At 65.6% G+C, this 25,723-nt stretch carries 21 protein-coding genes and 1 pseudogene; 9 read left to right on the top strand and 13 right to left on the bottom strand.

The annotated features are described in order from the left end of the window. Positions 1-85: 85 nt before the first annotated feature. Both G7Y29_RS04140 and G7Y29_RS04135 read right to left on the bottom strand, forming a co-directional pair. Positions 86-913: pseudogene (locus G7Y29_RS04140) on the bottom strand (DNA primase); the annotation flags it as partial. 115 nt (positions 914-1,028) lie between these two features. After that, on the bottom strand, positions 1,029-2,612 hold the full coding sequence (locus G7Y29_RS04135; RefSeq protein ID WP_165002113.1) for a carboxylesterase/lipase family protein: 1,584 nt from the start codon (positions 2,610-2,612) through the stop codon (positions 1,029-1,031). 97 nt (positions 2,613-2,709) lie between these two features. Between G7Y29_RS04135 and G7Y29_RS04130 the strand changes: the two genes are divergently transcribed. The 3 genes from G7Y29_RS04130 to G7Y29_RS04120 all read left to right on the top strand — a co-directional run bounded on the left by G7Y29_RS04130 (position 2,710) and on the right by G7Y29_RS04120 (position 11,107). After that, complete coding sequence (locus G7Y29_RS04130) at positions 2,710-3,567, top strand: hypothetical protein (protein ID WP_196820179.1); 858 nt, start codon at positions 2,710-2,712, stop codon at positions 3,565-3,567. Beyond that, the gene (locus tag G7Y29_RS04125) at positions 3,560-7,255 is read left to right on the top strand and encodes an ABC transporter ATP-binding protein (protein ID WP_165002112.1); all 3,696 of its coding nucleotides are present in this window, start codon (positions 3,560-3,562) and stop codon (positions 7,253-7,255) included. Before G7Y29_RS04130 ends, G7Y29_RS04125 begins: the two co-directional genes overlap by 8 nt. Positions 7,256-7,345: 90 nt before the next feature. After that, complete coding sequence (locus G7Y29_RS04120) at positions 7,346-11,107, top strand: multifunctional oxoglutarate decarboxylase/oxoglutarate dehydrogenase thiamine pyrophosphate-binding subunit/dihydrolipoyllysine-residue succinyltransferase subunit (protein ID WP_165002111.1); 3,762 nt, start codon at positions 7,346-7,348, stop codon at positions 11,105-11,107. Positions 11,108-11,181: 74 nt separating this feature from the next. Here G7Y29_RS04120 and G7Y29_RS04115 read toward each other — a convergent pair whose 3' ends face one another. Both G7Y29_RS04115 and G7Y29_RS04110 read right to left on the bottom strand, forming a co-directional pair. After that, positions 11,182-11,937: a glycine betaine ABC transporter substrate-binding protein gene (locus tag G7Y29_RS04115; protein ID WP_165002110.1), complete on the bottom strand. Its 756-nt coding sequence runs from the start codon at positions 11,935-11,937 to the stop codon at positions 11,182-11,184. A 9-nt stretch (positions 11,938-11,946) separates the two neighbouring features. Next, complete coding sequence (locus tag G7Y29_RS04110; protein WP_165002109.1) at positions 11,947-12,462, bottom strand: YflT domain-containing protein; 516 nt, start codon at positions 12,460-12,462, stop codon at positions 11,947-11,949. Positions 12,463-12,535: 73 nt separating this feature from the next. On the opposite strand from G7Y29_RS04110, the gene G7Y29_RS04105 reads away from it, so the two are divergent. Next, entirely contained in the window at positions 12,536-13,669 is a 1,134-nt protein-coding gene (locus G7Y29_RS04105; protein WP_165002108.1) for an Mrp/NBP35 family ATP-binding protein, read from the top strand. A 44-nt stretch (positions 13,670-13,713) separates the two neighbouring features. Here G7Y29_RS04105 and tatB read toward each other — a convergent pair whose 3' ends face one another. The 3 genes from tatB to sigE all read right to left on the bottom strand — a co-directional run bounded on the left by tatB (position 13,714) and on the right by sigE (position 15,203). Next, positions 13,714-14,148 carry a Sec-independent protein translocase protein TatB gene (gene tatB / locus G7Y29_RS04100; RefSeq protein WP_165002107.1) on the bottom strand — a complete coding sequence of 145 codons (435 nt, stop codon included), beginning with the start codon at positions 14,146-14,148 and terminating at the stop codon, positions 13,714-13,716. Positions 14,149-14,157: 9 nt separating this feature from the next. Continuing rightward, positions 14,158-14,511 carry a hypothetical protein gene (locus tag G7Y29_RS04095; protein WP_165002106.1) on the bottom strand — a complete coding sequence of 118 codons (354 nt, stop codon included), beginning with the start codon at positions 14,509-14,511 and terminating at the stop codon, positions 14,158-14,160. An 89-nt stretch (positions 14,512-14,600) separates the two neighbouring features. Further along, positions 14,601-15,203 (bottom strand): RNA polymerase sigma factor SigE, encoded by a 603-nt coding sequence (gene sigE / locus G7Y29_RS04090; RefSeq protein ID WP_165002105.1) that lies wholly within the window; start codon positions 15,201-15,203, stop codon positions 14,601-14,603. Between the two features lie 138 nt (positions 15,204-15,341). Here sigE and G7Y29_RS04085 point away from each other — a divergent pair, with 138 nt between their 5' ends. After that, a complete protein-coding gene (locus G7Y29_RS04085; protein WP_249399838.1) occupies positions 15,342-15,986 on the top strand; it encodes an O-methyltransferase in 645 nt (214 codons plus the stop codon). Here the strand turns inward: G7Y29_RS04085 and glgC are convergent, their stop codons facing one another. Next, positions 15,987-17,204 carry a glucose-1-phosphate adenylyltransferase gene (glgC, locus tag G7Y29_RS04080; protein ID WP_165002103.1) on the bottom strand — a complete coding sequence of 406 codons (1,218 nt, stop codon included), beginning with the start codon at positions 17,202-17,204 and terminating at the stop codon, positions 15,987-15,989. 101 nt (positions 17,205-17,305) lie between these two features. On the opposite strand from glgC, the gene glgA reads away from it, so the two are divergent. Then, entirely contained in the window at positions 17,306-18,466 is a 1,161-nt protein-coding gene (gene glgA / locus G7Y29_RS04075; RefSeq protein ID WP_165002102.1) for a glycogen synthase, read from the top strand. Between the two features lie 9 nt (positions 18,467-18,475). Continuing rightward, a complete protein-coding gene (locus G7Y29_RS04070; RefSeq protein WP_165002101.1) occupies positions 18,476-19,885 on the top strand; it encodes a GH32 C-terminal domain-containing protein in 1,410 nt (469 codons plus the stop codon). Positions 19,886-19,887: 2 nt separating this feature from the next. Here G7Y29_RS04070 and G7Y29_RS04065 read toward each other — a convergent pair whose 3' ends face one another. From G7Y29_RS04065 to dapE, 5 genes are read right to left on the bottom strand one after another with little or no spacing between them, the layout of a single operon-like run. Beyond that, positions 19,888-20,745 (bottom strand): methyltransferase domain-containing protein, encoded by an 858-nt coding sequence (locus G7Y29_RS04065; protein ID WP_165002100.1) that lies wholly within the window; start codon positions 20,743-20,745, stop codon positions 19,888-19,890. Between the two features lie 42 nt (positions 20,746-20,787). Next, complete coding sequence (locus G7Y29_RS04060) at positions 20,788-20,958, bottom strand: DUF3117 domain-containing protein (RefSeq protein ID WP_165002099.1); 171 nt, start codon at positions 20,956-20,958, stop codon at positions 20,788-20,790. After that, positions 20,930-21,295, bottom strand: coding sequence for a cell division protein DivIVA (locus G7Y29_RS10805; protein ID WP_235933458.1), 366 nt, complete (start codon positions 21,293-21,295; stop codon positions 20,930-20,932). Before G7Y29_RS10805 ends, G7Y29_RS04060 begins: the two co-directional genes overlap by 29 nt. 39 nt (positions 21,296-21,334) lie before the next feature. Then, on the bottom strand, positions 21,335-22,135 hold the full coding sequence (locus tag G7Y29_RS04050; RefSeq protein ID WP_196820178.1) for an LOG family protein: 801 nt from the start codon (positions 22,133-22,135) through the stop codon (positions 21,335-21,337). A gap of 31 nt (positions 22,136-22,166) precedes the next feature. After that, on the bottom strand, positions 22,167-23,249 hold the full coding sequence (gene dapE / locus G7Y29_RS04045) for a succinyl-diaminopimelate desuccinylase (RefSeq protein WP_165002098.1): 1,083 nt from the start codon (positions 23,247-23,249) through the stop codon (positions 22,167-22,169). Between the two features lie 29 nt (positions 23,250-23,278). On the opposite strand from dapE, the gene G7Y29_RS04040 reads away from it, so the two are divergent. Further along, a complete protein-coding gene (locus G7Y29_RS04040; protein ID WP_165002097.1) occupies positions 23,279-24,211 on the top strand; it encodes a 2,3,4,5-tetrahydropyridine-2,6-dicarboxylate N-succinyltransferase in 933 nt (310 codons plus the stop codon). 33 nt (positions 24,212-24,244) lie between these two features. Continuing rightward, positions 24,245-25,696, top strand: coding sequence for an amino acid permease (locus tag G7Y29_RS04035; protein WP_165002096.1), 1,452 nt, complete (start codon positions 24,245-24,247; stop codon positions 25,694-25,696). The last annotated feature ends 27 nt before the right edge of the window (positions 25,697-25,723 follow it).

The following is a 25,723-nucleotide window of genomic DNA, read 5'->3' as shown; positions in this document are numbered from 1 at the left end:
TCCGGCCCGCCGAGGCTGTCTCGGACGTATCGGGCGACAGCGCCGAATTGCCGCTCAGGCTGCCGGCGTCGTCGGCATCCACTGAGTCATCCTCTTCGTCGTCCTCGTCGTCGTAGTCGAAGTCGTCATCTTCTTCATCGTCCCCGCCCACGAGCTCCGCGAGGTCGTCGTCCAGCCCGTCGCGTCCGAAAATGTCGTATACCTCCGGCTCGTCGAAACCGTCCTCGACGGGAAGCAACTGGGACTCCCACTCCCCAGCTTGGTCCGCGGCGAGCGAGAGCACGTCGAAAAGCCGGTCAAAATCCGAGAATGTCCCCAACACCAGCACCTCCGACTCGGAGACGGCCTCGGCGTGGATCGTCTCGAACAGCCGCAGACGGTCCTCGTCTGTGAGCTCGGCATCTCCGTCAGACTCCCACAGCTCACCGATGGCGTCATCCATGAGATCGTCGTAGTTGTCCGATAAAGCGACGAACGTCACCGATGCGCACGGCTCGCCGTCAACAACCTCGACCAGCACCTGCAGCTCGGCGCTTTCCCCCACCTCCGCGCGCATGAGCTGGTTGTTCACCGGGTCGGGGAAAAACTCGAGGTCGCTGATGCGCTCGTCCGTCGCCTCGTGGAGATCGCGCAGGACGGTCACCACCTGGTCCGTGGCCACATGGTCGCCCACCGTGTTCACCGCGTCCTCCACTGAGAACACAACGGAAACCAGCACAGCCTCGAATTCGTCGTCATCCTCGTCCACGTCGGCGGCCGCAATGTAGACGTTCGCCGCCGGAAGGTGCGGGTCGATCTCCACGAACTGGATCTCCACATCGGCCGTGATCGGCACGAACATGGTTTCATCGTGGACGCGCGATTCGATGCCGTCGCGGTCAAGGGCGGCGGCGATGTCCTCGAAAAAGCTCACGGCGAACCATTCCTTCCAAAAGGGGTGATTGGAGCATGTCAGATTGACGGCCCCAGCCTAGCGACGATTACCCGCTAGCGCCCGCGCAACACTGGGTATTGTCAGTTCATCGTGCTTACTCGTCGTCACTGTCGGGCAAGTCGAACCCGAAAAACTCCGCCAGCGACTCCATCAGGTCCTCCCTGTTATTGCCCCACTCCCGCATGTCGAAACCCTCCCAGGCGAGACGCTGGGCGCTTTTCGGGTCGTACTCCACCACCACGTCCTGCCCGAACACTGCGGTGGCCCGACCCGGGCCGTCGTCGCGGCGGAACCCGTACACCGGCCACTCCTGCCCCGGCTGACCCGTATGGAAAAAGCTCCCCCAGTGCGCCTGCATTGCTCGGCTGACCTCGTCGAAACCGCTGCGGGAACCGAAACGGTCGAAACGGGACATGCGCGTGGCAAACGGGTCCCCGAACACGGCCACGAGGTCAGCCGAGTGGATCGCACCCAAACCCAGCAGCCGCATCGCCGCCGAGGCGTAGTCGAAGCGGTACATCCACGTCGGCGCCGCGCGCCGGTGCGCCGTAGCCAGCATCACCGACGGCGCCCAGAACACCGCGTCGGCGATCAACTCGGCAAAGTCTGCGCGGCCGCCCGCGTAGCCGTACGCCTCCATCACCAGGTGCGCGTTGTCCGCGTCAAAATTATCGAGTGCCCGGCGCGCGGCGCGCTGGCGCGATCTCGTGGTCTGGTACATCGCCTTGGCAAAACTGGCTTCGTCGGAGTTCGTGCCGATAATGAGGGGCACCGCCGCCTGGTCCCCGGCCTCGAACACGTCGATTGGGTGGCCGGGCAGTGTCGTGCCGTCCACGGTGGGCATGAACGCGGTATTGAACTGCACCACTTCCTTGCCGGTCAGCAGCATTGAGTGCCCGACCCTCACAAGCTCCTCGGCGTCTACCCCGCGCAAGTCCGCGAGGGTGGCGTCCCGGGACATTCCCATGCCGTCGATAAGCTTGCGCACCCACATCGCGGCTTGGACGCGCGAGTGCACGCTTGCCGACGGCGGCGACTGCGCGATGGCCCGGTGGAACAACCCGCGCGCCGCCGGTGCGCACATGAGGTGGATCACCGCCGCTCCGCCGGCTGATTCACCCATGATGGTCACTGAATCCGGATCCCCGCCGAAGAAACCGATGTTCTGCTGGATCCAGCGCAGAGCGAGGATCTGGTCCAGCAGCCCCGGGTTCGCCGCGCAGTCCTGACCTACCGAGCGCACGTCGAGGTAACCGAGCACGCCCAGGCGAAAGTTGACCGACACGTACACCACGTCCGTGGCCTGGGAGAGGTGGTGGCCCTGGAGCACCCGCTCGTGAGAGGCGCCGGTGACGAACGTGCCGCCGTGGAAATACGCCACCACGGGCAGCACGTCGTCGGTGTCTGGGCGCACAATGTCGAGAGTGAGGCAGTCCTCGGTACCGACTACGACATCCTTGAAGCCGAACGTGCGCTGCATCGCCGGCGGGGCGTACTCGGCGGTCTCGCGGACACCCACCCAAGGTGTGGCTGGGCGCGGCGCGCGGAATCGCTGGGGGCCCGCCGTGGAGTCTCCGAAAGGCACGCCGCGCCACGTTCGTGCTCCGGTGACGCCGTCCACCACTCCCCGGACCGCGCCAGCCGCGGTGGGCACAACCACGCTCTCAGCCTGCTCCATCGCCCCTGCGCTTCACCGCCCCACCTCATCGACACTGACGGGATGTTTATCCCATCTTCTAAACTTGAGCGAGCTTACTTCAGACAAGGAGAACACGATGGTTTTCGGACGCAGGGACAACTACCGACGCGGCGACGGTGAAGTGCAGGAGATTATCACCGACGCCGTTAATTCCGACCCGAGGAGGCTCGAGGAGGAATCCGGGCGCATCGGCCGAAGCTTCATCGCCGCGGTGGATAAGGCGGTGCACCTGCAGTCCGGCAGCATCAAGGCGTACGTGAACTGGCTGCGTCGCCAGAACCCGGACGCAACGCCGGCGGAAATCCAGGAAAAAATGGACCGCCACTTCCGCACTACCGTCTCAGGCACGGGTGCAGGTGCCGGCCTCGCCGCCGCCGTCCCGGGAATCGGGCTTGTCACGGGAGCCGCCGCCGTGGCGGGTGAATCAGTAGTGTTCCTCGACCTCGCGGCCTTTTACACCGTGGCCAGCGCCTACCTGCGCGGCGTGGACATCGACGACCCGGAGCGCCGCCGCGCGGTCGTGCTCGTCGCGCTGACCGGCACCCAGGGTCTCGCCGTAGTGGATTCCATCCTGGGCAACGGAACCGGCCTGACAAGCGCCTCGATCCTGTCACGTTTTTCCGGCCCGACCCTGACGGAGGCCAACAACATCCTCACCCGCACCGCTTTGCGCTCCGTAACCAAGCGCCTGCGCCGCGCGTGGCTGGGCAAGTTTCTCCCGCTGGGCATCGGTGCCATTGCCGGGACCGTGGCCAACCGCAAGCTCGCCTCCATAGTCACCGACAACATCGCCGCCTCGCTCGGCCCCATCCCGCCGCGGTTCCTCGAGGCGCTGCCGTCGACAGAGTCAAGCGAAGAGGGCAAGGTCAAGCGCGCCTCCTCCCCGCGCGAATTCCTGTCCTACGTCAAGGGTGCGATCAGCAACCGTGACTGATCCGGCGTCCGCGAAGCGCGGGCCTTCCCTTCTCCGGCGCGCGCTGGCTGCCAACCGAGCCGCCGCGTCCCTCGCCTTCGGCACCGCGTTTCTCGCCGCGTTCGCCCAGGTGGCGCTACCGGCCCTGACCGGCCGCGCCATCGACGTCGCCACGGGCACCGTGCCAGGCTCGGTTCCCGCCATCGCCTGGGCCATGGTCGGCCTGGCGCTGGTGACCTACGCCCTGAGCTGGGTCCGGCGCTGGACGTCGGGCCTGTTGTCCACCAACTCCCAGCGCTGGGTGCGCACCAGTCTGCTGAGAACCCTGCACCGCCTCGACGGCCCGGGCCAGGACGACATCGTCACCGGGCAAATCGTGTCGCGCTCCATCTCGGACCTCAACCAGTTCCACATGGTCCTCGGCTCCGCGCCGATGTTTTTCACCCGGGCCCTGCAGCTCGCCGCGACTGTCGCGGTCATGTTTTCGATGGACGTGCGCCTCACCGCACTCTCCCTGGCGCTCATGCCGCTAATCCTGTGGGAGGCGAACCGCTCGCGCACCGCTCTCTACGCTGCCACGTGGGTGAATCAGCAGACCACGGCCGACCTAGCCAGCCACGTCGAACAAACAGTCTCGGGTGTGCGCGTGGTCAAGGCGTTCGGCCGCGAGGACCGCGAGATCGACCGCCTCGACGAACTCGGCCGGCGGCTTTACGCCGTGAAGATGCGCTCCGCCAAACTCACCGCCCGCTTCCAGCCGGTGCTCTCCCAACTGCCCAAGGTTGCCCTGGTGATCACCATTGTCGCCGGCGGTCTCATCGCGGTCTCCGGCGCAATCACCATCGGCGCGTTCGTGGCGTTCACCGCGTATTTGACGTCCATGTCCTCGCTGATGTCGATGCTGACCAACCAGTACGTGCGCCTGCAGATGGGGATGAGCTCCGTCGACCGCCTCGACCAGGTGCTCACCCTCGCTCCCGTGCGCGCCGAGCCGGTGAATCCACGGCCCGCACCGGGCGGCCCAGTCGGCATCTCCTTCGATGACGTCCACTTTGCTACCGGCGGCCACGACGTCCTGCGCGGTTTCACACTCACCGCCGCTGCCGGCGAAACCGTCGCCGTCATCGGGCCCGCCGGCGCAGGCAAATCTATGGCGGTCCAGCTTGCGGGAGCTTTCTACAGCCCGGATGCAGGGAGCATCTCGCTTATCGACGCCTCCTCCAACCGCACCGATTACGCCTCGCTGCGTACCTCCTCGATCCGCGAGAAAGTCACCTGCGTCTTTGACGAGGCGTTCTTGTTCTCCTCCTCCATCCGCGACAACATCGCCATGGGCACGAACGCCACCGACGCTGAGGTGCGCGAGGCCGCCCGCCTGGCTCGCGCCGACGAGTTCATCGACAAACTCGCCGACGGCTACGCCACCCTTGTCGGTGAGCGGGGGCTTACCCTCTCAGGCGGCCAGCGCCAGCGCGTTGCACTCGCCCGCGCCCTGCTGTCGCGCCCCGCGGTGATGGTGCTCGACGACGCCACCAGCGCCATCGACGCCGAGAACGAGGCCACAATCCTGGGCAATCTGCGCTCCCGCCTCCGCGGCGTGACGGTAATCGCCGTGGCGCACCGGCAGTCCACTGTGGATCACGCCGACCGAGTCGTCATCGTCGACCGCGGCCGGGTCATAGCTGACGGCCCGCGCGACGAGATCATCGCCACCGATGCGTACCGGGCACTGATGGACCCGGACCCACTGCCCGACGCTTTCGGGCCGGAGGTCGCGGCCGAGCCGACACAGGCTGATCTGTGGCCGGAGGTCGAGCACGTCAAGCGCGAGCACATCCCCACCGGCGGGACGGGCCGCGGCCGCTCTATCGCCGCCACCCCGGAACTGTTGGCGCGGGTGGAGAAACTCCCCGCCGCCACCGAGTCCCCCGGTTTGTGCGACGCGAAACTTCTCGAGCTGCGCCGTCCCACCAGCACGTTCAAAGTATCCAACCTGTTCAAGGCCGTGCGCTGGCTCATCGCGGCCACCGTCGTACTGCTCATCGTGGGCGTGCTTGCCGACCTCGCCCTGCCCACACTCATCCGCAGTGCGATCGATCGAGGCATCGCCCCCGGCAACCCTGACGCCCTGTGGACCGTCGGAGCCCTCGCGCTCGGCGTTGTCGTCGTTGCGTGGGCGGCCGAGGTACTCATGACTGTGTTCAGCTCCCGCTCCGGCGAGCGCCTCCTCTACGGCCTGCGCCTGCGCAGCTACGCCCATCTGCAACAGCTGGGTTTAAGTTACTTCGAGCGCAACCTGTCGGGGCGCATCATGACGCGCATGACCACCGACATCGACACACTCTCCTCCTTCCTGCAGACCGGCCTGGCGCAGGCAATCGTCGCCGTGGGCACTCTCATCGGCGTCACGGTCATGCTGGTGGCCACCGACGGCCAGCTCACCCTAGTCGCACTCCTAGCCGTGCCCGTCATCGTCGCCGCCACCGTGGTGTTCCGCATCCTGTCCAAGCGCTACTACCACGAGGCCCGCACCCAGATTTCCCACGTAAACGGCGAGTTTGCCGAGCTGATCGGCGGCATCCGCATCTCCCAGACCCACCTCGCGGAGCCCTCTGCCGAAGCGGGGTTCGCGCGCGAATCCGAGACCTACCGTCGCTACCGCATGCGCTCGGTGAACCTGCTCGCGCTCTACTTCCCCGGCATGCAGGCCATCTCCCAGGTGATGACGGCCGTCATCATCGGCGTCGGTGCCGGACGCGTGGAAAGCGGGGACCTCTCCGTCGGCGTGCTCGTCGCCTTCACCATGTATTTGAGCCAGCTCTACGGCCCGATCCAACAGCTAGGCCAGACGTTCGACGCTTGGCAGCAGGCAACAGTGAGCTTCACCCGCATCACCGACCTCCTAGCTACCCGCACCACTGTGCCGGACACCGGAATCGACCCGGGGGCGCGCGACGCCGCTCGCGGCCCGCTTGCGTTCGACGGCGTCTCATTCTCGTACGCCCCGGAGGCGGACAAACCCGCCACGGTGCTCAAGAACGTTGACCTCACGCTCGAGCCGGGGCGCACTGTCGCGCTCGTGGGACCCACCGGAGCGGGCAAGTCAACCGTGATCAAGCTGTTGGCCCGTTTCTATGATCCCACCGAGGGCGTCGTGCGGGCGTCGACAAGCGATATCGCGCGTTTCCCGCTGAGCGAATGGCGCCGGGCGCTGGCCCAGGTGCCGCAGGAGTCGTACCTATTTCCCGGCACCGTCGCCGACAACATCGCCTACGGCGCCGACGCAGCGGCCGGCACCGACGTCGCGGCCGCGGTCGAGAACGCGGTGCGCCGCATCGGCGCCCTCGGGGTCATCGCCACCATCCCCGGCGGCTTCAACCACGCCGTCGGCGAGCGCGGCCGGGGGCTGAGCTCCGGGCAGCGCCAAATCATCGCACTCGCGCGCGCCGAAATGCTCGAGCCCGACGTCGTGCTTCTCGACGAAGCTACGGCAACGCTCGACCCCGCCACCGAGCGCGCCGTCCTCGACGCGGCCGAGCACACCACCTCCGGGCGCACCTCCGTCATCGTCGCCCACCGTCTGGCTACGGCGCGCCGGGCCGACCGAATACTCGTTGTCAGTGAAGGACGTATCATAGAGGACGGTTCCCACGATCAACTCCTGCAAGCTGGGGGACAGTACGCCCGTATGTGGGCTGTCCACCGCTAAAGGGGTGCGAGTTAACCCTCGCCCGGGGCAGTTAATTAGAGTCGATAAAAGTTACCGCAACCAAACAATGAAGAGAGGCGAGAACCTGCCGTGAGCAGCGACAGTACTTTCGGGCAAAACGACTGGCTGGTCGACGAGATGTACCAGCAGTATCAGGAGAACCCCAACTCCGTGGACCCGGAGTGGCGGGAGCTCTTTGAGCGCAACGGTGCACCGAAGACCGCCAAGGGGGCGAAGAACGTCTCCCCCGCTCCGGGCAATGCCCAGGCCGGCGACGCCCCGGTGACCCGCGAGAAGACGGACCCGAAGGTGGCCAAGTCCACGGGCGCCCCGAGCCAGGACGGCCGCGAGACCAAGGTCGACGAGGCCGCCGCAAAGGTCGCAGCCAAGCCCGCCAAGGTGCTTCCCAAGCCGAAGCAGTCCCCGCTGGACAAGATCGCCGGTGTCGCCGTTGAGCCGGGCGAGAAGCAGCTCAAGGGCATTTACAAGACCATCGCCAAGAACATGGACGAGTCTCTGTCGCTGCCCACCGCAACCTCGGTGCGCGACATGCCCGTTAAGCTCATGTTCGAGAACCGCGCCCTGGTCAACGACCATCTCAAGCGCACCCGCGGCGGCAAGATCTCGTTCACCCACATCATCGGCTACGCCATCGTCAAGGCCGCGCAACTGCACCCGGGCATGAACGTGAATTACAAGGTCGAGGGCGGAAAGCCCTTCGTGGTCCAGCCCGAGCACATCAACCTCGGCCTCGCCATCGACCTCCCGCAGAAGGACGGCACGCGCGCCCTCGTCGTCGCCTCCATCAAGGAGTGCGAGAAGCTCTCCTTTGACAAGTTCGTCGACGGCTACGAAGACATCGTCGTCCGCGCCCGCGACAACAAGCTGAAGATGGACGATTTCCAGGGGGTGACGATCCAGCTGACCAACCCAGGCGGCATCGGCACCCGCCACTCCATCCCGCGCCTGACCACCGGAGTGGGCACCATCGTCGGCGTCGGGGCCATGGACTACCCGGCCGAGTTTGCGGGCGCCTCCGAGGACCGCCTCGCCGAGCTTGGCGTGGGCAAGCTCGTCACCCTGACCTCCACCTACGACCACCGCGTGGTTCAGGGTGCTGAGTCGGGCGAGTTCCTGCGCACCATCTCCCAGCTGCTTATTGACGACACTTTCTGGGACGAGATTTTCGCCGCAATGGGCATCCCCTACTCGCCGCTGCGCTGGGCTCAGGACCTGCCGAACTCCGGCATCAATAAGGACACCCGCGTCATGCAGCTCATCGAGGCGTACCGCTCCCGCGGCCACCTCATCGCGGACACCAACCCGCTGCGCTGGGAGCAGCCGGGCCTACCGAAGCCGGACTCCCGCGACCTGCAGATGGAGACCCACGGTCTGACCCTGTGGGACCTCGACCGCACCTTCCACGTCGGAGGGTTCGGCGGCAAGGAAACCATGACTCTGCGCGAGGTTCTTTCCCGCCTGCGTGCCGCGTACACCCTGCACGTCGGCGCTGAGTACACCCACATCCTCGACCGCGACGAGCGCGAGTGGCTGCGCGACCGCATCGAGGCCGGCATGCCGAAGCCGACCAGCGCCGAGCAGAAGTACATCCTGCAGAAGCTCAACGCCGCGGAGGCCTTCGAGAACTTCCTGCAGACCAAATACCTGGGCCAGAAGCGCTTCTCCCTCGAGGGTGCCGAGACCTTGATTCCGCTGATGGACGCCGTCATCGACACCGCGGCTGGCCAGGGCCTGGAAGAAGTTGTCATCGGCATGCCGCACCGCGGGCGCCTCAACGTGCTTTTCAACATCGTGGGCAAGCCCGTTTCCACCATCTTCAACGAGTTTGAAGGCAACATGCAGTCCGCCCAGCAGGGTGGCTCCGGTGACGTGAAGTACCACCTCGGTTTCGAAGGCGAGCACATCCAAATGTTCGGTGACGGTGAGATCAAGGTCTCCCTGGCCGCCAACCCGTCCCACCTCGAAGCCGTCGACCCCGTCATGGTCGGCATCGCCCGCGCGAAGGACGACGCGCTGCGCCACTCCCAGGGCCGCACCGACCACCCGATCGTCCCGCTCATGTTGCACGGCGACGCATCCTTCGCCGGCCTCGGCATCGTGCAGGAGACTCTGAACCTGTCGAAGCTGCCGGGTTACACCGTCGGCGGCACCGTCCACATCGTGGTGAACAACCAGATCGGATTCACCACCACCCCGGACTCGGGCCGTTCCACGTACTACGCCACCGACCTGGCAAAGGGCTTCGACTGCCCGGTGTTCCACGTCAACGGAGATGACCCCGAGGCCGCCGCCTGGGTCGCGCAGCTGGCCACCGAGTACCGCCGCGAGTTTGGCAAGGACGTCTTCATCGACCTCATCTGCTACCGCCTGCGCGGCCACAACGAGGCGGATGACCCGACCGTGACCCAGCCGCTCATGTACGAGCAGATCCAGTCCCACCCGTCGGTACGCACCCGCTACACCAAGGATCTCATCGGCCGCGGTGACATCACCGCGGAGGAGGCTGACATCGCCGCCCAGGACTTCCACGAGCAGCTTGATTCGGTGTTCTCCGACGTCAAGGCGAACGAGGGCAAGCCGAGCGAGCAGACCGGCATCACCGAGTCCCAGGAGCTCACCCTCGGCCTCGACACCAACATCACCGAGGAGACCTTCGCCCGGCTGGCTGACGCGTACGCCAACCTGCCGGAGGAGTTCACAGCGAACAAGCGCCTCAACTCCGTGATCAAGAAGCGTGGCACCTCGCTCGCTGAGGGTGACATCGACTGGGGCTGGGGTGAACTCCTCGCCTTCGGTTCTCTGGCCGAGGAGGGCAAGTTTGTCCGCCTCGCTGGCGAGGACTCCCAGCGCGGTACCTTCACCCAGCGCCACGCGGTTCTCTACGACCCCGAGACCGGTGAGAGCTTCAACCCGCTGGACAACAACGCGGTCGAGGCGGACAACGGCGGCCGCTTCGGCGTCTACAACTCGGCCCTGACCGAGTACGCGGGTCTCGGCTTCGAGTACGGCTACACCATCGGCAACAAGGCCGCCGTGGTCGCGTGGGAGGCCCAGTTCGGCGACTTCGCCAACGGCGGCCAGACCATCATCGACGAGTACATCGCCTCCGGTGAGACGAAGTGGGGCCAGCTCTCCGGCCTGATTTCGCTGCTCCCGCACGGTTACGAGGGCCAGGGCCCGGACCACTCTTCCGCCCGCATCGAGCGCTTCCTGCAGCTCGTCGCGGAGGGTTCGATGACCATCGCCCAGCCGTCCACCCCGGCGAACCACTTCCATCTGCTGCGCCGCCAGGCTCTCGGTGACATGAAGCGACCCCTGGTCGTGTTCACGCCGAAGTCGATGCTGCGCAACAAGGCGGCTGTGTCCCAACCTGCTGACTTCATCGAGGTCGACCGCTTCCAGTCCGTCATTGACGACCCGTTCTTCGTCGCCCGCGGCAACGAGAAGGTCGAAGGCGCCGACCACTCCAAGGTGAAGACGATCCTGCTCTGCTCGGGCAAGATCTACTGGGAGCTGGACAAGCGCCGCCAGAAGGACAAGCGTGACGACGTCGCGATCGTCCGCATCGAGATGCTGCACCCGATCCCGTTCAACCGGCTGTCCGACGCGTTCGCCAACTACCCGAACGCCAAGCAGGTCCGCTTCGTGCAGGACGAGCCGGCAAACCAGGGCCCGTGGCCGTTCTACAACGAGCACCTGCGCAACTTTGTCGAAGACATGCCGGAGATGGTCCGCGTCTCGCGTCGCTCCCAGTCCACCACTGCCACCGGCGTGGCGAAGGTGCACCAGCAGGAGGAGAAGCAGCTTATCGACGAAGCCTTCGCCGACTAAGTCCTCCCCTAGCTAAATAGCCGGGCCGTTTCCTTATCGGAAGCGGCCCGGCTATTTCTTTCCCCTCAAATCTCCTAGACGGGCGGCTGCTCGACAAGATTGTCGGACTGACCGGAGTCGCCCTCGTCTTCGGATCGCGAGTCCACGGAGACCTTGGTGTGCTCCAGCAGCCACTTCTCCATGACATCGCCCACGTTTTTGCCACTGTTGACGTCGTCGACCATGGCGGCGAGGTCCTCGGTACTCAGTACGCGGTTGACGAAGTTGATGCGGTTGACCTGGGTTCTATTAAGCTCGCTCTTTGCGAACACCGGAATGACATTGGTGGGCAGCTCCCCCTCCCCTGGCGCTTCACCCTCGGGCGCGCATCCTTGGGCGGGCGAGGGGTCGACCGTCATCACCCCACCCGGGAAAGACCCGACCGCAAACTCGTAGACGTTTTCAGACGCGGAGTCGTCGTTCGCGTCTTCTCCGGCGGCACTGTCCCGGATTTCTTCGGCCGCCTCCTCAGCGAGTTGCGGGTTGAGCTGCGCAAGGAGGGTGCCCGTGCAGCCGATAGCGAGGTTCGCCTGCCCGGAGCGAACAACGTCCACGGCGGGAACGCCCTTGTGGTCAACCTCCTTGACTTCAGCTGGGCTGCCGGCGGAGGTGAGGAGCACCCGGTACATCTCGCCGAGGAGCTTCTGCTCGGTGGACCCGGGCTGGATGCCGATGACGTAGGTGCCCTCTTCACTGGGGGAAGACGCGGCGCACCCCGAGACACCTAGAGCGGCCGCGCACGCAAGCGCCGCCAACACTTTGTTGGAATGGTGTCCCGAGGTGTGGAGCATGGGGCTAGCTTACTCAGTGGCCTCCTTGGGGGCGATATTCATCTGGGCGATGAGATCGCGGGCCTGCGGTGCGGTGTTGGCGTCGCACAGGACGTCGTAACGCCCCGCAACAATGGTGGTCATGGAGGAGAAATCGCGCTTGCCGCCGGAGAGCGCGTACCCGACGGCAGCGAAGATGAGGCCGAAAATTGCGCCGATGATGATGGACCACAGGAAGATCCCCCAGCCCGTGCCGGGCAGGGCGAAGAGGGCGAAGATGAGGCCGATGAAGATGCCGAGCCACGCGCCGGACAACGCACCGCCGCCGAGAATACGCGGCCACGTCAGGCGGCCTGTGACGTTCTCCACCTGCATCAAGTCGACCCCGACGATGGTGAGGTCTTCGACGCGGAATTCACGGTCGGAGAGCCCGTCAACAGCGCGCTGCGCCTCCTCGTAGGTCTGGAAGGAACCCACCGGCCAGCCAGTCGGGCGCGTGCGGTCGCGGGAAGGGTTGTTGCGGGAATTGGAAGTAGAAGTTGTCATGACTACGAGCCTAATGAAAATTCGGAGGCGGGCGCCGGGGCGTCGCCATGCGGGGGCCTATACTTGCAAGCAAATGTCTAATTCACTTACTGAATCACAGGTCCGCGAGGCCCTCTCCCGCGTGGAGGATCCCGAGATTGGCAAGCCGATCACGGAGCTCGACATGGTCGAGTCCGTGGCTATCGACGGCTCGGACGTCTCCGTCGGTGTCTACCTCACCATCGCCGCGTGCCCGATGCGCGACACCATACAGTCCAACACGCGCGCGGTACTGGAGGAGCTCGACGGCGTGGGCAGCGTCGACGTACACATGCACACCATGAGCGACGAGCAACGACGCGCTCTCAGTCTCAAGCTCCGCGGCGAACAAACCACACCGACGATCCCGTTCGCCGACCCCGACTCCCGCACGCGCGTTTACGCCGTCGCCTCGGGCAAGGGCGGCGTCGGCAAATCCTCCATGACCGTCAACTTGGCCACCGCGCTCGCGGCTCAGGGGTTGACCGTGGGTGTGCTCGACGCGGACATCTACGGCCACTCCGTGCCAGGTCTGATGGGCTCCACCGACAAGGCACCCACCGTGGTCGACGAGATGATCATGCCGCCGATCACCCACGACGTCCGCCACATCTCCGTCGGCCAGTTCGTCGAGGGCAACGCGCCGATCGTCTGGCGCGGCCCAATGCTGACCCGCGCGATTCAGCAGTTCCTCAGCGACGTCTACTGGGGTGACCTGGACGTGCTGTTCATGGACCTGCCCCCGGGCACGGGCGACGTCGCCATCACCGTTGCCCAGCTCGTTCCCAGTGCGGAACTGCTCATCGTGACAACACCGCAGGCCGCGGCGGCCGAAGTGGCCGAGCGCGCCGGCACCATCGCGCAGCAAACCGGACAGAAAATCGCCGGCGTGGTGGAGAACATGTCCGGCATGGTCATGCCGGATGGAAGCGTGCTCCACATCTTCGGGGAAGGCGGCGGGCAGAGGGTCGCCGAGCGCCTCACCGCTTTGACGGACACGGACAACGTGGAGCTGCTCGGGTCTGTTCCGCTAGACCCGAGCTTGCGCGAGCACGGCGACGACGGACACCCCGTGGTCCTGTCGGCGCCCGACTCCCCCGCCGCGCGCGCGATCCATGAGATTGCGGCGCGCTTAAAGACCCGTCGCTCGTCTCTTGTGGGCAAGGGCCTGGGGGTCAACCCGAAGTAGCGGCCTGCGTGCCGTCTGTACTGGAAGTTTCCTCAGAACGGCGGCTAGGTAATATCCGCCCAGGAGAAGCCCCCGCCCCGCTTCTCTTGTGCACCGGGTTCGACCTTGGTCGAGCCCGCGGGCCTCGGGCGCGGGCCCTGGGGTGCGGGTTTCGCGGGAGACGTCGGCGCGTCCTCGAGCTGTTTGCGTGGGTCGAATTCGTCGAAAAACTGCTCATCACCGTCGAAAAGCACCTTGGCCATCGCGCGGCGAGGACCCATCGCGGCGTACTCCGTCACGGTGTTTAGGGGCTGGCGCAATTCCTCGAAGCCCTCGAGCTCGCCGTCGAGCTCCTTCTTCGCGTTGTTAATCGCCTTTTTCGCGGCGTAGATGGCGGCGCGCGCGTCCTGGACCACCCCTGGCAGCCGTTCGGGGCCGATGATGATCAACCCAATGACGAGAATGAAGAAGATCTCGCCCCATCCGATGTTGGAAAACACGCTTACACCTTACCCACGGCGTTTAAGAGCGCGGTACGCAACATCCACGAGGCGCGGCCTAGGACCCGCATCGTCTTCGCACATGGGATCCTGCGGCATCTCGGTCAACTTCTGCACCAGCGACAGAGGCGCGCGCACGGCCTCGTCGGCGTTGCAGCACCGCAAGTGCTCCGCGGCGGCGCGCTGCTGGCTGACCTCGGCCCGGCACTCCTCGCATTGGACCACGTGCACGCGGGCGCGGTGCAGCGCCGATGCCGACAACTCCGCGTCGGCGAAAGCGGCCACCGCTTCGGGGCTCAGGTGTTCAGTGGAGGAGAACCTCCGCTTCTTCCGCGGCCCGGGGCCGGGCAGGCGCATCGCCATGACGTACCTCCTTCACACGAGCAACTAGCGAAAATGGTGAACCACACCCATTGAACGCACTCCGCGGAAAAATTGCCATCGCCACGCCCTTAACGGGCGCGGATGAGTTCCTTTGCGGACTCGTCGCTGAGCGCCTGGGCTTCCAAGCTGGCGCGCAGCTGGGTTCGGCCGCGGTGGATGCGGGAACGGACGGTGCCCATTTTTACACCCAGGGTATCGGCGATCTCCTCGTACGTCATCCCCACAACGTCACAGAGTACGACGGCCACACGGAAGTCGGGGCCGAGCTCGTCGAGCGCTTTCTGCAGCGCCGGGTCCAGGTTAGACACCGAGTACGCCTGCTCCGGCGTCATGTCCGTTCCAGGTACGCGCTCGTAGTCCTCGGGCAGCGCTTCCATGCGGATCTTCGCGCGGTGGCGCACCATGTCCAGGAAGAGGTTCGTGGTGATGCGGTGCAGCCACCCCTCGAACGTGCCCGGCTGGTAGTTCTTTAAACTGCGGAACACCCGCATAAAGGTCTCCTGCGTGAGGTCCTCCGCGTCGTGCTGGTTGCCGGAGAGACGGAACGCCAAGCGATAGACACTATCGGCGTGCTCCGCCACAAGTTCCGACCACGAGGGCATCTCGCCTGCGCCAGCGTCGAACGCGGCAGTGCCAGTAAGTTCCTCGTGGGCGTCAGGCAGTGGATCCATGCCCCTAATGTTTTCATGCGGCGCAGTTAAAAGCCAGAAAAACGTCTTTAAACTCCCTGGGAGCGGGTAACAATCTGCTAACGGTAAAGAGGAGGGCGACCTAGTATGGACACCGTGACTGAATCCGCATTTGTTTCCATGAACGACTACATAGCTTCCCGCCCGGTTGCGGGACACGGGGCGGAGACATTCTCCGCTGGGCTGAGCGTGGCGCGCACCGAGGCGGAGGAGAATAACCTGCCCGGGCCGACGGCCGCCGCAGGATCATTGTTGGCCACTCTCGCCGCCGCGGGGACGTCGTCCCACGGTGCGGTGGCGGTGACCCCGGCCGCGGGAGTCGTCGGGCTGCACATTCTGCGCGGCCTGCCCGAGAAAGCAACCGTGACATGCATCGATCCGGAAGCCACCCACCAGGCGAGCGCCAAAGAGGCCTTCCGGATTGCAGGGTTCGCACCGTCGCGCGCGCGCTTCCTCACCGCCCGTCCCCTCGACGTTATGAGCCGCCTCGCACCCGCGTCCTACCGCCTCGTCTTCGCCGACGTCGACCCAGCCGAGCTCAGCGCCGTCGTCGGCGCGGCCTGGCCGCTGCTCGCCCCCGGCGCAACCCTGGTGCTCGCGGGCTCGCTTCTCGACGGCACCATTGCCGACAGCACCCGGCGCGACCGCGCGACGGAGGCTGCCCGGGCCGCCCAAGAGGGCGTCGACAAGCTCGCAGCCGACGAGGACGCAGTAGTGACCCGCCTGCCTCTCGACGGCGGGTTGACGCTGGTGACCAAGCGGTAGCTAGATCACTTCGTTCTTGCCCACCACGACAACGCCGCTGTCGGAGACGGTGAATCTGCCGCGGTCGCGCTCGAGGTCGACGCCAATGTATTCGCCGTCTGAAACGTAGACGTTCTTGTCCAGGATGGCCCGGCGCACCACGGCACCCTTGCCCACGCGCACGCCCGGCAGCAGGACGGAGCCCTCGACGGTCGCACCCTCCTCCACAAGCACGTCCGTGGAGACCACGGAGTTGCGCACCGTCGCACCCGAGATGATCGAGCCAGAGGCCACTATCGACTCCTGGGAGATGCCACCTAAGACGAACTTCGCCGGCGGGAGGTTGTCGTCCTCCGTGGAGTGGATCGGCCACGCCTTGTTGTAGAGGTTGAAGATCGGGTGCGAGGAGATCAAGTCCATGTGCGCCTCGTAGAAGGAGTCGATGGTGCCGACATCACGCCAGTAACCTTGGTCGCGCTCGGTGGCACCCGGGACCTCGTTGGCGGAGAAGTCGTAGACGTTGGCCTGGCCCTTGTATACGAAGTACGGGATAATGTCGCCGCCCATGTCGTGGTCCGAGTCGTCATTTTGCTCGTCCTCAAGCAGCGCCTTAATCAGCGGCTCGGTCGAAAACACATAGTTGCCCATGGAAGCGTAGGTGACTTCCGGATCGTCCGGGGTGCCGGGCGGGTCGGCCGGCTTTTCCAGGAACTCCGTGATCGTGCCGTCCGCGTCAGCCTGGATGCAGCCGAATGCTGTGGCCTCGTGGCGCGGCACGCGGATGCCGGCGACGGTGGCGTCCTTGCCCGAAGCGATATGGTCCTCCACCATCTGGGACGGGTCCATGCGGTAGACGTGGTCAGCGCCGAAGACCAAGACGTAGTCTGGTTTATCGTCGTAAATCAGGTTGAGGGACTGGACGATGGCGTCGGCGGAGCCGGAGAACCAGCGCTTGCCCCGGCGCTGCTGCGCGGGCACGGACGCAATGTATTGCGGGGTGGGACCGGAGACGTTCCACGCGGTGGCGACGTGGCGGTCCAGGGAGTGCGACTTGTACTGGGTCAACACCGCGATGCGCATGTAACCGGCGTTGACCAAGTTCGACAGGACGAAGTCAATGAGGCGGTAGTTACCTGCGAAGGGGACGGCGGGCTTGGCGCGGTCAGCGGTGAGGGGGAAGAGGCGCTTCCCCTCGCCTCCCGCGAGGACGATGGCAAGAACTCTCGGCTGTGTTTTCACACTTTCCCAGCCTATTGAATCCCCGCCTGTCGTGCACCCGGAATTTCCCAGCCAAGTCGGGTTTCTGCAGGCCCGCATTTTCGTAACTAAGCTCGGCGGGCATGAGAGTGGGAATGATGACTCGGGAGTACCCGCCGGAGGTGTACGGCGGGGCCGGCGTGCACGTGACGGAACTGACGCGGTTTATGCGCGACATCGGCGGCGTGGACGTCGACGTCCACTGCATGGGCGAGCCCCGCGATGAGAACGGGGTCTTCGTCCACGGGGTCGACCCGGAGCTCGCCGAGGCCAACGGCGCCATCAAAACCCTGTCCACCGGCCTGCGCATCGCCAACGCTGCGGGCAATCTCGACGTCGCCCATTCCCACACCTGGTACGCCGGCCTGGGTGGCCACTTGACCGGCACGCTGTACGACATCCCCCACGTCGCCACCGCCCACTCGCTCGAGCCGGACCGCCCGTGGAAACGCGAGCAGCTCGGCGGCGGGTACGACGTCTCCTCGTGGTCGGAGAAAAACGCGATGGAATACGCCGACGCCGTCATTGCGGTGTCGTCGGGCATGAAGAAGTCAATCCTCGAGGCTTACCCGCGTATCGACGATTCCCGGGTCCACGTCGTGCTCAACGGAATCGACACCGCCAAGTGGTTCCCGGGTGACACCACCATCGCCGAGGAGCTCGGGGTGGATCCGTCCCGGCCCATTGCCGCGTTTGTCGGCCGCATCACCCGCCAAAAAGGTGTCCCGCACTTGCTCAAGGCCGCCGCCCATTTCGATGAGGACATCCAGCTCATCCTCTGTGCCGGTGCCCCGGACACCCCCGAGATCGCCGATGAAACGAAGGCGCTTGTCGACGCTCTGACGCAGCAGCGCGACGGAATCTTCTGGGTCCAAGACATGCTCCCAGCGGAGAAAATCCGCGAGGTCTACGCCGCAGCCGACGTTTTCGTCTGCCCCTCGATCTACGAGCCGCTGGGCATTGTGAATCTCGAGGCAATGGCGTGTGAGACCGCCGTCGTGGCCTCCCGAGTGGGCGGCATTCCCGAGGTTGTCGTCGACGGTGAAACCGGCACACTCGTCGACTACGACGCCGCCGACCCGGAGGCATTCGAACGCGGCCTCGCCGAGGCTGTCAACGCTGTGGCCGCCGACCCCGACCGGGTTGCCCGCATGGGTGCCGCCGGCCTCGGGCGCGTGCGAGCAGATTTCACGTGGGACAAAATCGCACGCCAGACAGTCGACATCTACAAGAGCTTGATTTAGAAGGAACTCATGAGCGTTTTTAGACCTGAACTGCACGTCACCGTGGACAGCGGTATCCTCGACGCCGCCGCCGGCATCCTGCGCGACGGCAACGCTGCCGCCGGTGATGACACCTGGCACATCTTCTACCAGTACCGCACCGGTGCTGACACGCCGAGCCGCTGGGGGCACAACGTCTCGGAAGGATCCGCGTTCGACTGGGTGGAATGCAACGACACCGTCGCCCCCTTCGGCGGCGAGACCGGCGTGCGTGCCGGATCCGTCGTCGCCAGCGACGAGGGCGTGGATCTCTACTTCACCTCCGTCACCGAGGCGGGCATGTCAATTCAGATCTCCCGCGCCGACGACCTCGACGCGCTCTGCGAGGACGTGGACGAGGATTACCAGGTTGATCCCGCAATTCGCCGACTGGGCGACGTAGTCTTTGACGAAGGCGGGTTCACCCGCTTCCGCTCCCCCTGCGTCGTACCCAACTGGGAGCAGGCGGATGACCGGGACAAGGGCCAGTCCGGCTGGCTCATGCTGGCGATGACAGGGGAACCGGAAAGCCCCCAACCTGTCGTCCTCACATCGGAAGACGGCACAGCGTGGAAGGTGCTGGGCGCCCTCGAGTTCGACGGTGACCCCGGTTTCGAGCCAGAGAACGAACTTCTTGTCGCGCCGCGCATCATCCGCCTTCGCGACGAGGTTGATTCCCAGATCTACGATGTGCTCATGTTCTCCCTCGAGCGCCGTGGCAAGGACACCACCGGTTACGTCATCGGTACCCTAAATGGCAGCGTGTTCACTGTGGCCGAGGAAGCGCGCCGTATCGATTTCGGCCACGACTTCACCCGCCCGCGCAGCACGAACTACACCCCGGGCAGCATCACCGAGGAAGAGCGCTTAAGCCACGCCTACATCTACGGGCTCATGGCGGACACCGGCCGCGGCGGCGACCCGACACAGGAGCCCAACTGGTCCTCCGAAGGCTGGGCAAGCACGCTGACCATCCCGCGCCGTCTCACCTTGCAAAACGGCGCGCTGTACCAGACCCCGCCGCGCGGTCTGCCCGACGCCGTCGCCGACACGGAACGCGCCCGCTTGTGGACTGGCCTCTGCGAGGTTCCGCTGGGCACCAAGGGTCACGTGAAGGCGGAAATTCTCGACGGCAACGGCGACGTCGCGGCCGTGGTCACCCACTCCGGCGACGAGATTTCCCTCGACCGCCTCGACGGTGCACCGGCCTGCGCCCCGCTCGGCGACGACGACGAGGACAACATCACCATCCTGGTGGACAGCTCCACGATCGAGGTCTTCGCCGGTGGCGGCGTTGTCGCGATGTCCTCGCGCTTCTGGCCCGAGAACGGGTGCTCCGGTATCCGGGTAACCACGGACGGCGCCGCCCAGATACTCAACGAGTGGCATCGGGGAGCGTAAAACTAGGCTTTCCGGAGCCTCACCAGCACGCCGCGGGCGGTGACATCCATGTGCTCGGGCAGCGCGTCGAGGCGCCCGCGCAGCGTCTCGGCCTCCACGTGGCGCGCCGACGGGCTCATCCCCACCTGGGCGGCGATTGATTCCCGGTCCAGCCGCATGGGAAATTCGAGCAGCTGCGGGTCGCCGACTGCCACGAGGTGGCCGGCAGCCTGCTCCAGCATCCGCTCCAATTTGCCCTCCTCTACACCGAGGATGCCCAGCGGCTCGCGCAGCTCGTCCAGGTGGCCGTGGTCCGCGATGAGGACCACGACCTCACCCTCGGGGGCGAGGACGCGGGCGAACTCCGCGGGGTTGCGGGGCGCGAAGATGACAGTGACGACGTTGACTGAGCCGTCGAGAAGCGGAAGGCCGTGCCAGACATCCGCGACGACCGCGCCGACGCGCGGGTGGGCTTTGGCCAGGCGACGAGCCGCGGGAACGGAAATGTCGAGGCCCACTCCCCTGGAACCCTCGATACTGTCGAGGGTGTGGGAAAGGTAGTATCCGGTTCCGGCACCGACTTCGAGCACGACCGGCTCGTCTGCATGTGTGGCCTCGAGTGCATGTGAGACTCGGTCGGTGACCGCCTCAACGAAAGGTGCGAAGTGGCCCTGGGAGAGGAAGACTTCGCGGGAGGTGACCATGTCGAGGCTGTCGCCCTCATGGTTCAGGCCGGAGCCGCCCGAGAGCGTGACGTAGCCTTGCTTGGCCACGTCGTAGGAATGGCCCGACGCGGAGACGAGCCGGGAAAAGTCGTCGACGCCGGACAGTGGTGAGCCGTCGATGGGATCAGCGAGGACGTCGACGATGTGATTGAGCATGTGGCGATTCTACCCCGCTAATGCGGCACGCCGAGAGCGTGCTTACTCCCCCGCAGCCTCGAGGAGCAGTTTGCCCAGCTCTGACGCTTCTTCGGCATTAAGTTCAACTACAAGGCGGCCACCGCCATCCGAGGGGATACGCATGACAATCTTGCGGCTTTCCACCACAGCTTCCATGGGACCGTTACCGGTGCGGGGCTTCATTGCTGCCATAGAACAATTCTCCTTCGAACGCAGGCGTTTCGTCCGATTCTACGCCGTTTCCGGGGGACACGGCGCTCACTTCGGGTGAGGCCGAACGATTACGCAGGTCAGCGAGCTGTTGAATGAGGGCGTCCACCTGCTCCATTTTGTAGCCGCGGTGTACGACCTCCAGTTGGACTGAGTCGAGGTTGCCCTCCTCCACAGCTCGGCGGTTGTGCTCGAGCACGTCGGTCGTCTCCGCCAGTGGCGGGACCGCCTCTCCGCGGCCGAAGAGGTGCACGCTTGCACCGATGCCGAGGAGGCAGACGAATGCAACGACGAGGATGAGCAGGATCCAGGACAGCATGGTCACATCCTAGCCCGGGCAAGCGGAACGGGCACGCACCTACTCGGCGCCGCGCTGGGCGCGCTTTAGGCGCTCATCCGTCATCACCTTGTGGGCGTCCGTAATGTAGCCGACCGCCTCTTCGATGGAGTCGGTGACGAGGAAGAGCTGGTCATCGCCCTCGGAGATCAGGCCGCGTGCGAGCTGCTGTCCGCGGATCCACTCCACTAGACCACCCCAGAACTCCGTGCCCATGAGCACGATCGGGAAGTTGGTCACCTTGCCCGTCTGGACCATGCACAAGACTTCGAAGACTTCATCGAGTGTGCCGAAGCCGCCAGGCAGCGTGATGAACGCCTGGGAGTACTTGAGAAACATGGTCTTGCGGGCGAAAAAGTAGCGGAAATTCAGTCCGAGGTCGACCCAGTCGTTGAGTCCCTGCTCGAACGGCAACTCGATGCCGAGGCCCACGGAGAGGCCACCAGCCTCATGGGCGCCGCGGTTCGGGGCTTCCATCAGGCCCGGGCCGCCGCCGGTGACCACGGCGTAACCGGCCTCCACGAGTGCCTCGCCGACCTTGCGCGCCTGCTCGTACTCCGGGGTACCCTCGCCGAGGCGCGCCGACCCGAACACCGTGACCGCCTTCGGCAATTCGGAGAGCGCGTCGAAACCCGCCACGAACTCGGACTGGATGCGCATCACGCGCCACGGGTCCGCGTGCTTCCAGTCGTGGTCGCTGCTGCCCAGCGATTCCAACAGGCGCTGGTCGTGGGTCGTGGGCTGCTCCTCGTCAGTGCGCAGCATGATCGGGCCGCGCAGCTTGCGGTTTCGCTCGGGTTTGGGGGTGATGTGGGGCGCCACGTTCTGCTCCGCTTCCAGTTGAATTACGTCTCTATTTCGCCGTGAGGTACGCCTCGAGGGTCCGGGCGACGGTGTAGATCTGCTCGGTTGGGCACTGCTCGTCCACCTTGTGGGCGAATCCCGGATCGCCCGGCCCGAAGTTCACGGCCGGAATTCCAAGGTTAGAGAACCTGGCCACGTCCGTCCATCCGAACTTGGCGCGGAAATTTCCGCCAACGGCCTCGACGAGGTTCTTGGCCACGGGGTCGTCCAGGCCGGGCAGCGCGGCGGGTGCGACGTCGTCCCACACCAGCTCGAGGCCTTCTTCCAGCGCGAGTGCCTCCTCGAGATGCGCCTTCGCCGCGGCGACGGAGCGGTCCGGCGCGTAGCGGAAGTTGACGGTCAACTGGGCGAAATCGGGGATAGTGTTAGTGGCCACAAAGCCCTCCATCCCCACGACGTTGAGGCCCTCGCGGTACTCGCAACCAGCGATGGTCACGCTACGCGGCTCGTAGCGCCCCACACGGCCGAGCACCCCGGCGAGCTTGTGGGCGGCGTTGTCACCCAGCCAGCTGCGCGCCGAGTGCGCGCGGGTGCCGCGCGCCTGCACCAAGACGCGAATAGTGCCCTGGCAACCCGCCTCGATGATGGCGCCCGAGGGCTCACCCAGCAGCGCCAGGTCACCCGCGAGCAGCTCAGGGCGGTCGCGCTCCAAGTGGTACAGGCCGTTGTGCTCGCTGGAAACCTCCTCACCCTCGTAGGCGATCAAGGTGAGGTCGAACGCGCTGGCACCGGGCGCGCACAAGCGGGCGAAGGCCCCCAGGTAACACGCAAGGCCGGACTTCATGTCCACGGAGCCGCAGCCGTGCAGCACACCGTCGACAAGCCGGTGGGGGGTGTTGCCCGCGAGCGGTACCGTGTCCACATGGCCCGCCAGCACCACTCGCTGCCCGCAACCGTGGTGGGTGCGGGCGACCACTGTGTTCCCGCAGCGGATCAACTCCACCCCCTCGAGCTCGCGCAGGGCCGCCTCGATCGCGTCGGCGATGGCGCGCTCGTGGTGCGAGGGCGACTCGATATCGATGAGAGCAGCGGTCAAGTCGACGGGGTCGGCGAAGAGATTGAGGGAAGCCACTCCCCGATCCTACGTTTATGATGAGACGCATGCCGCTAGGAGCCGAAGCGACCGGAATCGCCAACATCGCCATGGATGGAACGACCCTGGATACGTGGTACCCGTCGCCGAAGCTGATCGAGGACGAGGAGCGTGTCGACGCCCTCGTGACCGGCACCCAGCGCGTCAGCGCCCGCGACCTCTCCGACCGTTTCCTGTCCATCGTCGGCATGGACCGCGACCGCCTGGTCGAGCTTGTTCCGGTGCGCACCGTCATCGCCGACCTCTCCGAGCCGCCCGTCGACGCTCACGACGTGTACCTGCGCCTGCACCTCCTGTCCCACCGCCTGGTCAAGCCGCTCGAGATGAACATGACGGATTGCCTTACCCACCTGGTGCCCACCGTGTGGACGAACAAGGGCCCGTGCCTGTCCGACAACTTCGAGCACGTGCGCACCTCTCTTCGCTCCCGCGGCCAGATCCACGTCTACGGCATCGAGCGGTTGCCTCGCATGGTGGACTACGTCGTGCCCTCCGGTGTCTCGATCGCCGAGGCCGAGCGCGTGCGCCTCGGCGCCTACCTCGCTCCCGGCACCTCCGTCATGCGTGAAGGATACGTCTCCTTCAACGCCGGTTCGCTCGGCCCGGCGCGGATCGAGGGTCGCCTGTCCTCGTCCGTGGTCATTGACGAGGGCACTGACGTCGGCCTGTCGTCGACTCTGATCGCCTCCGTCTCAGAGCGCCGGAATCGTATCCCGCTCAGGCTCGGCCGCGACTGCAAGCTGCGCCCGTCGGCGGGTGTGATCGGCGTCGACTTGGGTGACCGCTGCGAGATCGGTGTCAACGTCATGCTCGAGCCCACCACCGCGATTATCGACGCACGCTCCGGAACCATGATCTCCGCCGGGGCGGTCGCCGGGCAGAGCGACATCATCATCACCAACGAGCCGAACTCAGCCTGCCCCGTTCTCCGGCCCAGGTAACGCCCGCGGGGGGCTGCGGTTTAAGGTAAACGCATGTCCCACACCGTTCCTTCGCCAGCCGAGCCGACAGCAGAGTCGCCCGCGGTTGCACCGACCGCTTTGCGCCGCGGTTTGAAGACGCGCCACCTGACCATGATGGGCCTGGGCTCCGCCATCGGCGCGGGGCTCTTCCTCGGCACAGGTGTCGGTATCCAGGCCGCGGGTCCCGCCGTGCTCTTCGCCTACCTCATTGCCGGCGCGATCACCGTGTGCATCATGCAGATGCTCGCCGAGATGGTTGCCGCGCGACCGTCGTCTGGCACCTTTTCCACCTACGCCGAGCAGGCGTTCGGCCCGTGGGCTGGGTTCGCGGTCGGTTGGTTGTACTGGTTCATGATGGTCATGATCATGGCCGTGGAGATCACTGGCGCCTCCGGCATCGTCGCGAGCTGGTTCGGGGTCTCCCCCTGGATCCCCGCCCTGGCCGCGATCGTTTTCTTCACCGTGATCAACTTCGCGGCGGTGCGAAACTTCGGCGAGTTCGAGTTCTGGTTCGCACTGGTCAAGGTCGCCGTCATCGTCGCCTTCCTCGTCCTCGGTGTCCTGCTGTGGCTGGGTCTGCTGCCCGGCGGCACCTTCATCGGCCTCTCCAACGTCGCCGAGGTCGGGTTCATGCCCAACGGCTGGGGCGGCGTGGCCACCGCGCTTCTCGCCGTCGCCTTCGCCTTCGGCGGCATCGAGATGGTCACTATCGCGGCCGCCGAGTCGGAGGATCCGGAGGTAGCAGTCCACTCGGCGATCCGCTCCATTATCTGGCGCATCGGTGTCTTCTACATCGGCTCCGTTTTGCTGATCACTTTGCTGCTGCCGTATGACGCGATCGGCGGTGCCGATGACGCGTCCGAGTCTCCGTTCACGGCGGTGCTCCACCTGGCCAACATCCCGGGCGCGGTCGGCATCATGGAGGCGGTTATCGTCATCGCGCTGCTTTCCGCGTGTAACACACAGATTTACGGCACCTCGCGTTTCCTCCACAACCTTGCCCACCGCGCCGACGCCCCGGCGTTTTTCCAGTCCACTGACGCCCGCGGTGTGCCGATGCGCGCCGTCGTGGTGTCCGTGTTCTTCGGCTTCGTCGCCGTCGCGCTGCAGTATTGGAACCCGCCCGGGTTGCTGGCTTTCCTGCTCAACGCCGTCGGCGGTTGCCTCATCGTGCTCTGGTTCGCCATCGCGTTCTCTTTCATCCGGTTGCACCCCCGCCTGGTGGAGTCCGGCGAGATCACGCACGTTCGCATGTGGGCGCCGAAAGTTCTGCCCTGGGCCACTGTCACACTCGCCGGTGCCATCGTCGTGCTCATGCTGACCACCCCCGAGGGCCGTTTCCAGATGCTCGCCGTGGCGGTCGTCGTCGGTGTGATCACCCTCGCCGGCATCGTCTGGACCAGTACCGACGCTTTCAAGCAGCGCGCCGCCGTAACCCCCGAGAGGACAACCGTTGAGCACTAAGCAGACCGTTAATGAATCCGATCCGAA

The sequence above is a fragment of the Corynebacterium qintianiae genome (assembly GCF_011038645.2).
Lineage (GTDB): Bacteria > Actinomycetota > Actinomycetes > Mycobacteriales > Mycobacteriaceae > Corynebacterium > Corynebacterium qintianiae.
The sequence above is the reverse complement of the archived record's forward strand: the minus strand, read 5'-3'. Positions and strand labels throughout refer to the sequence as shown.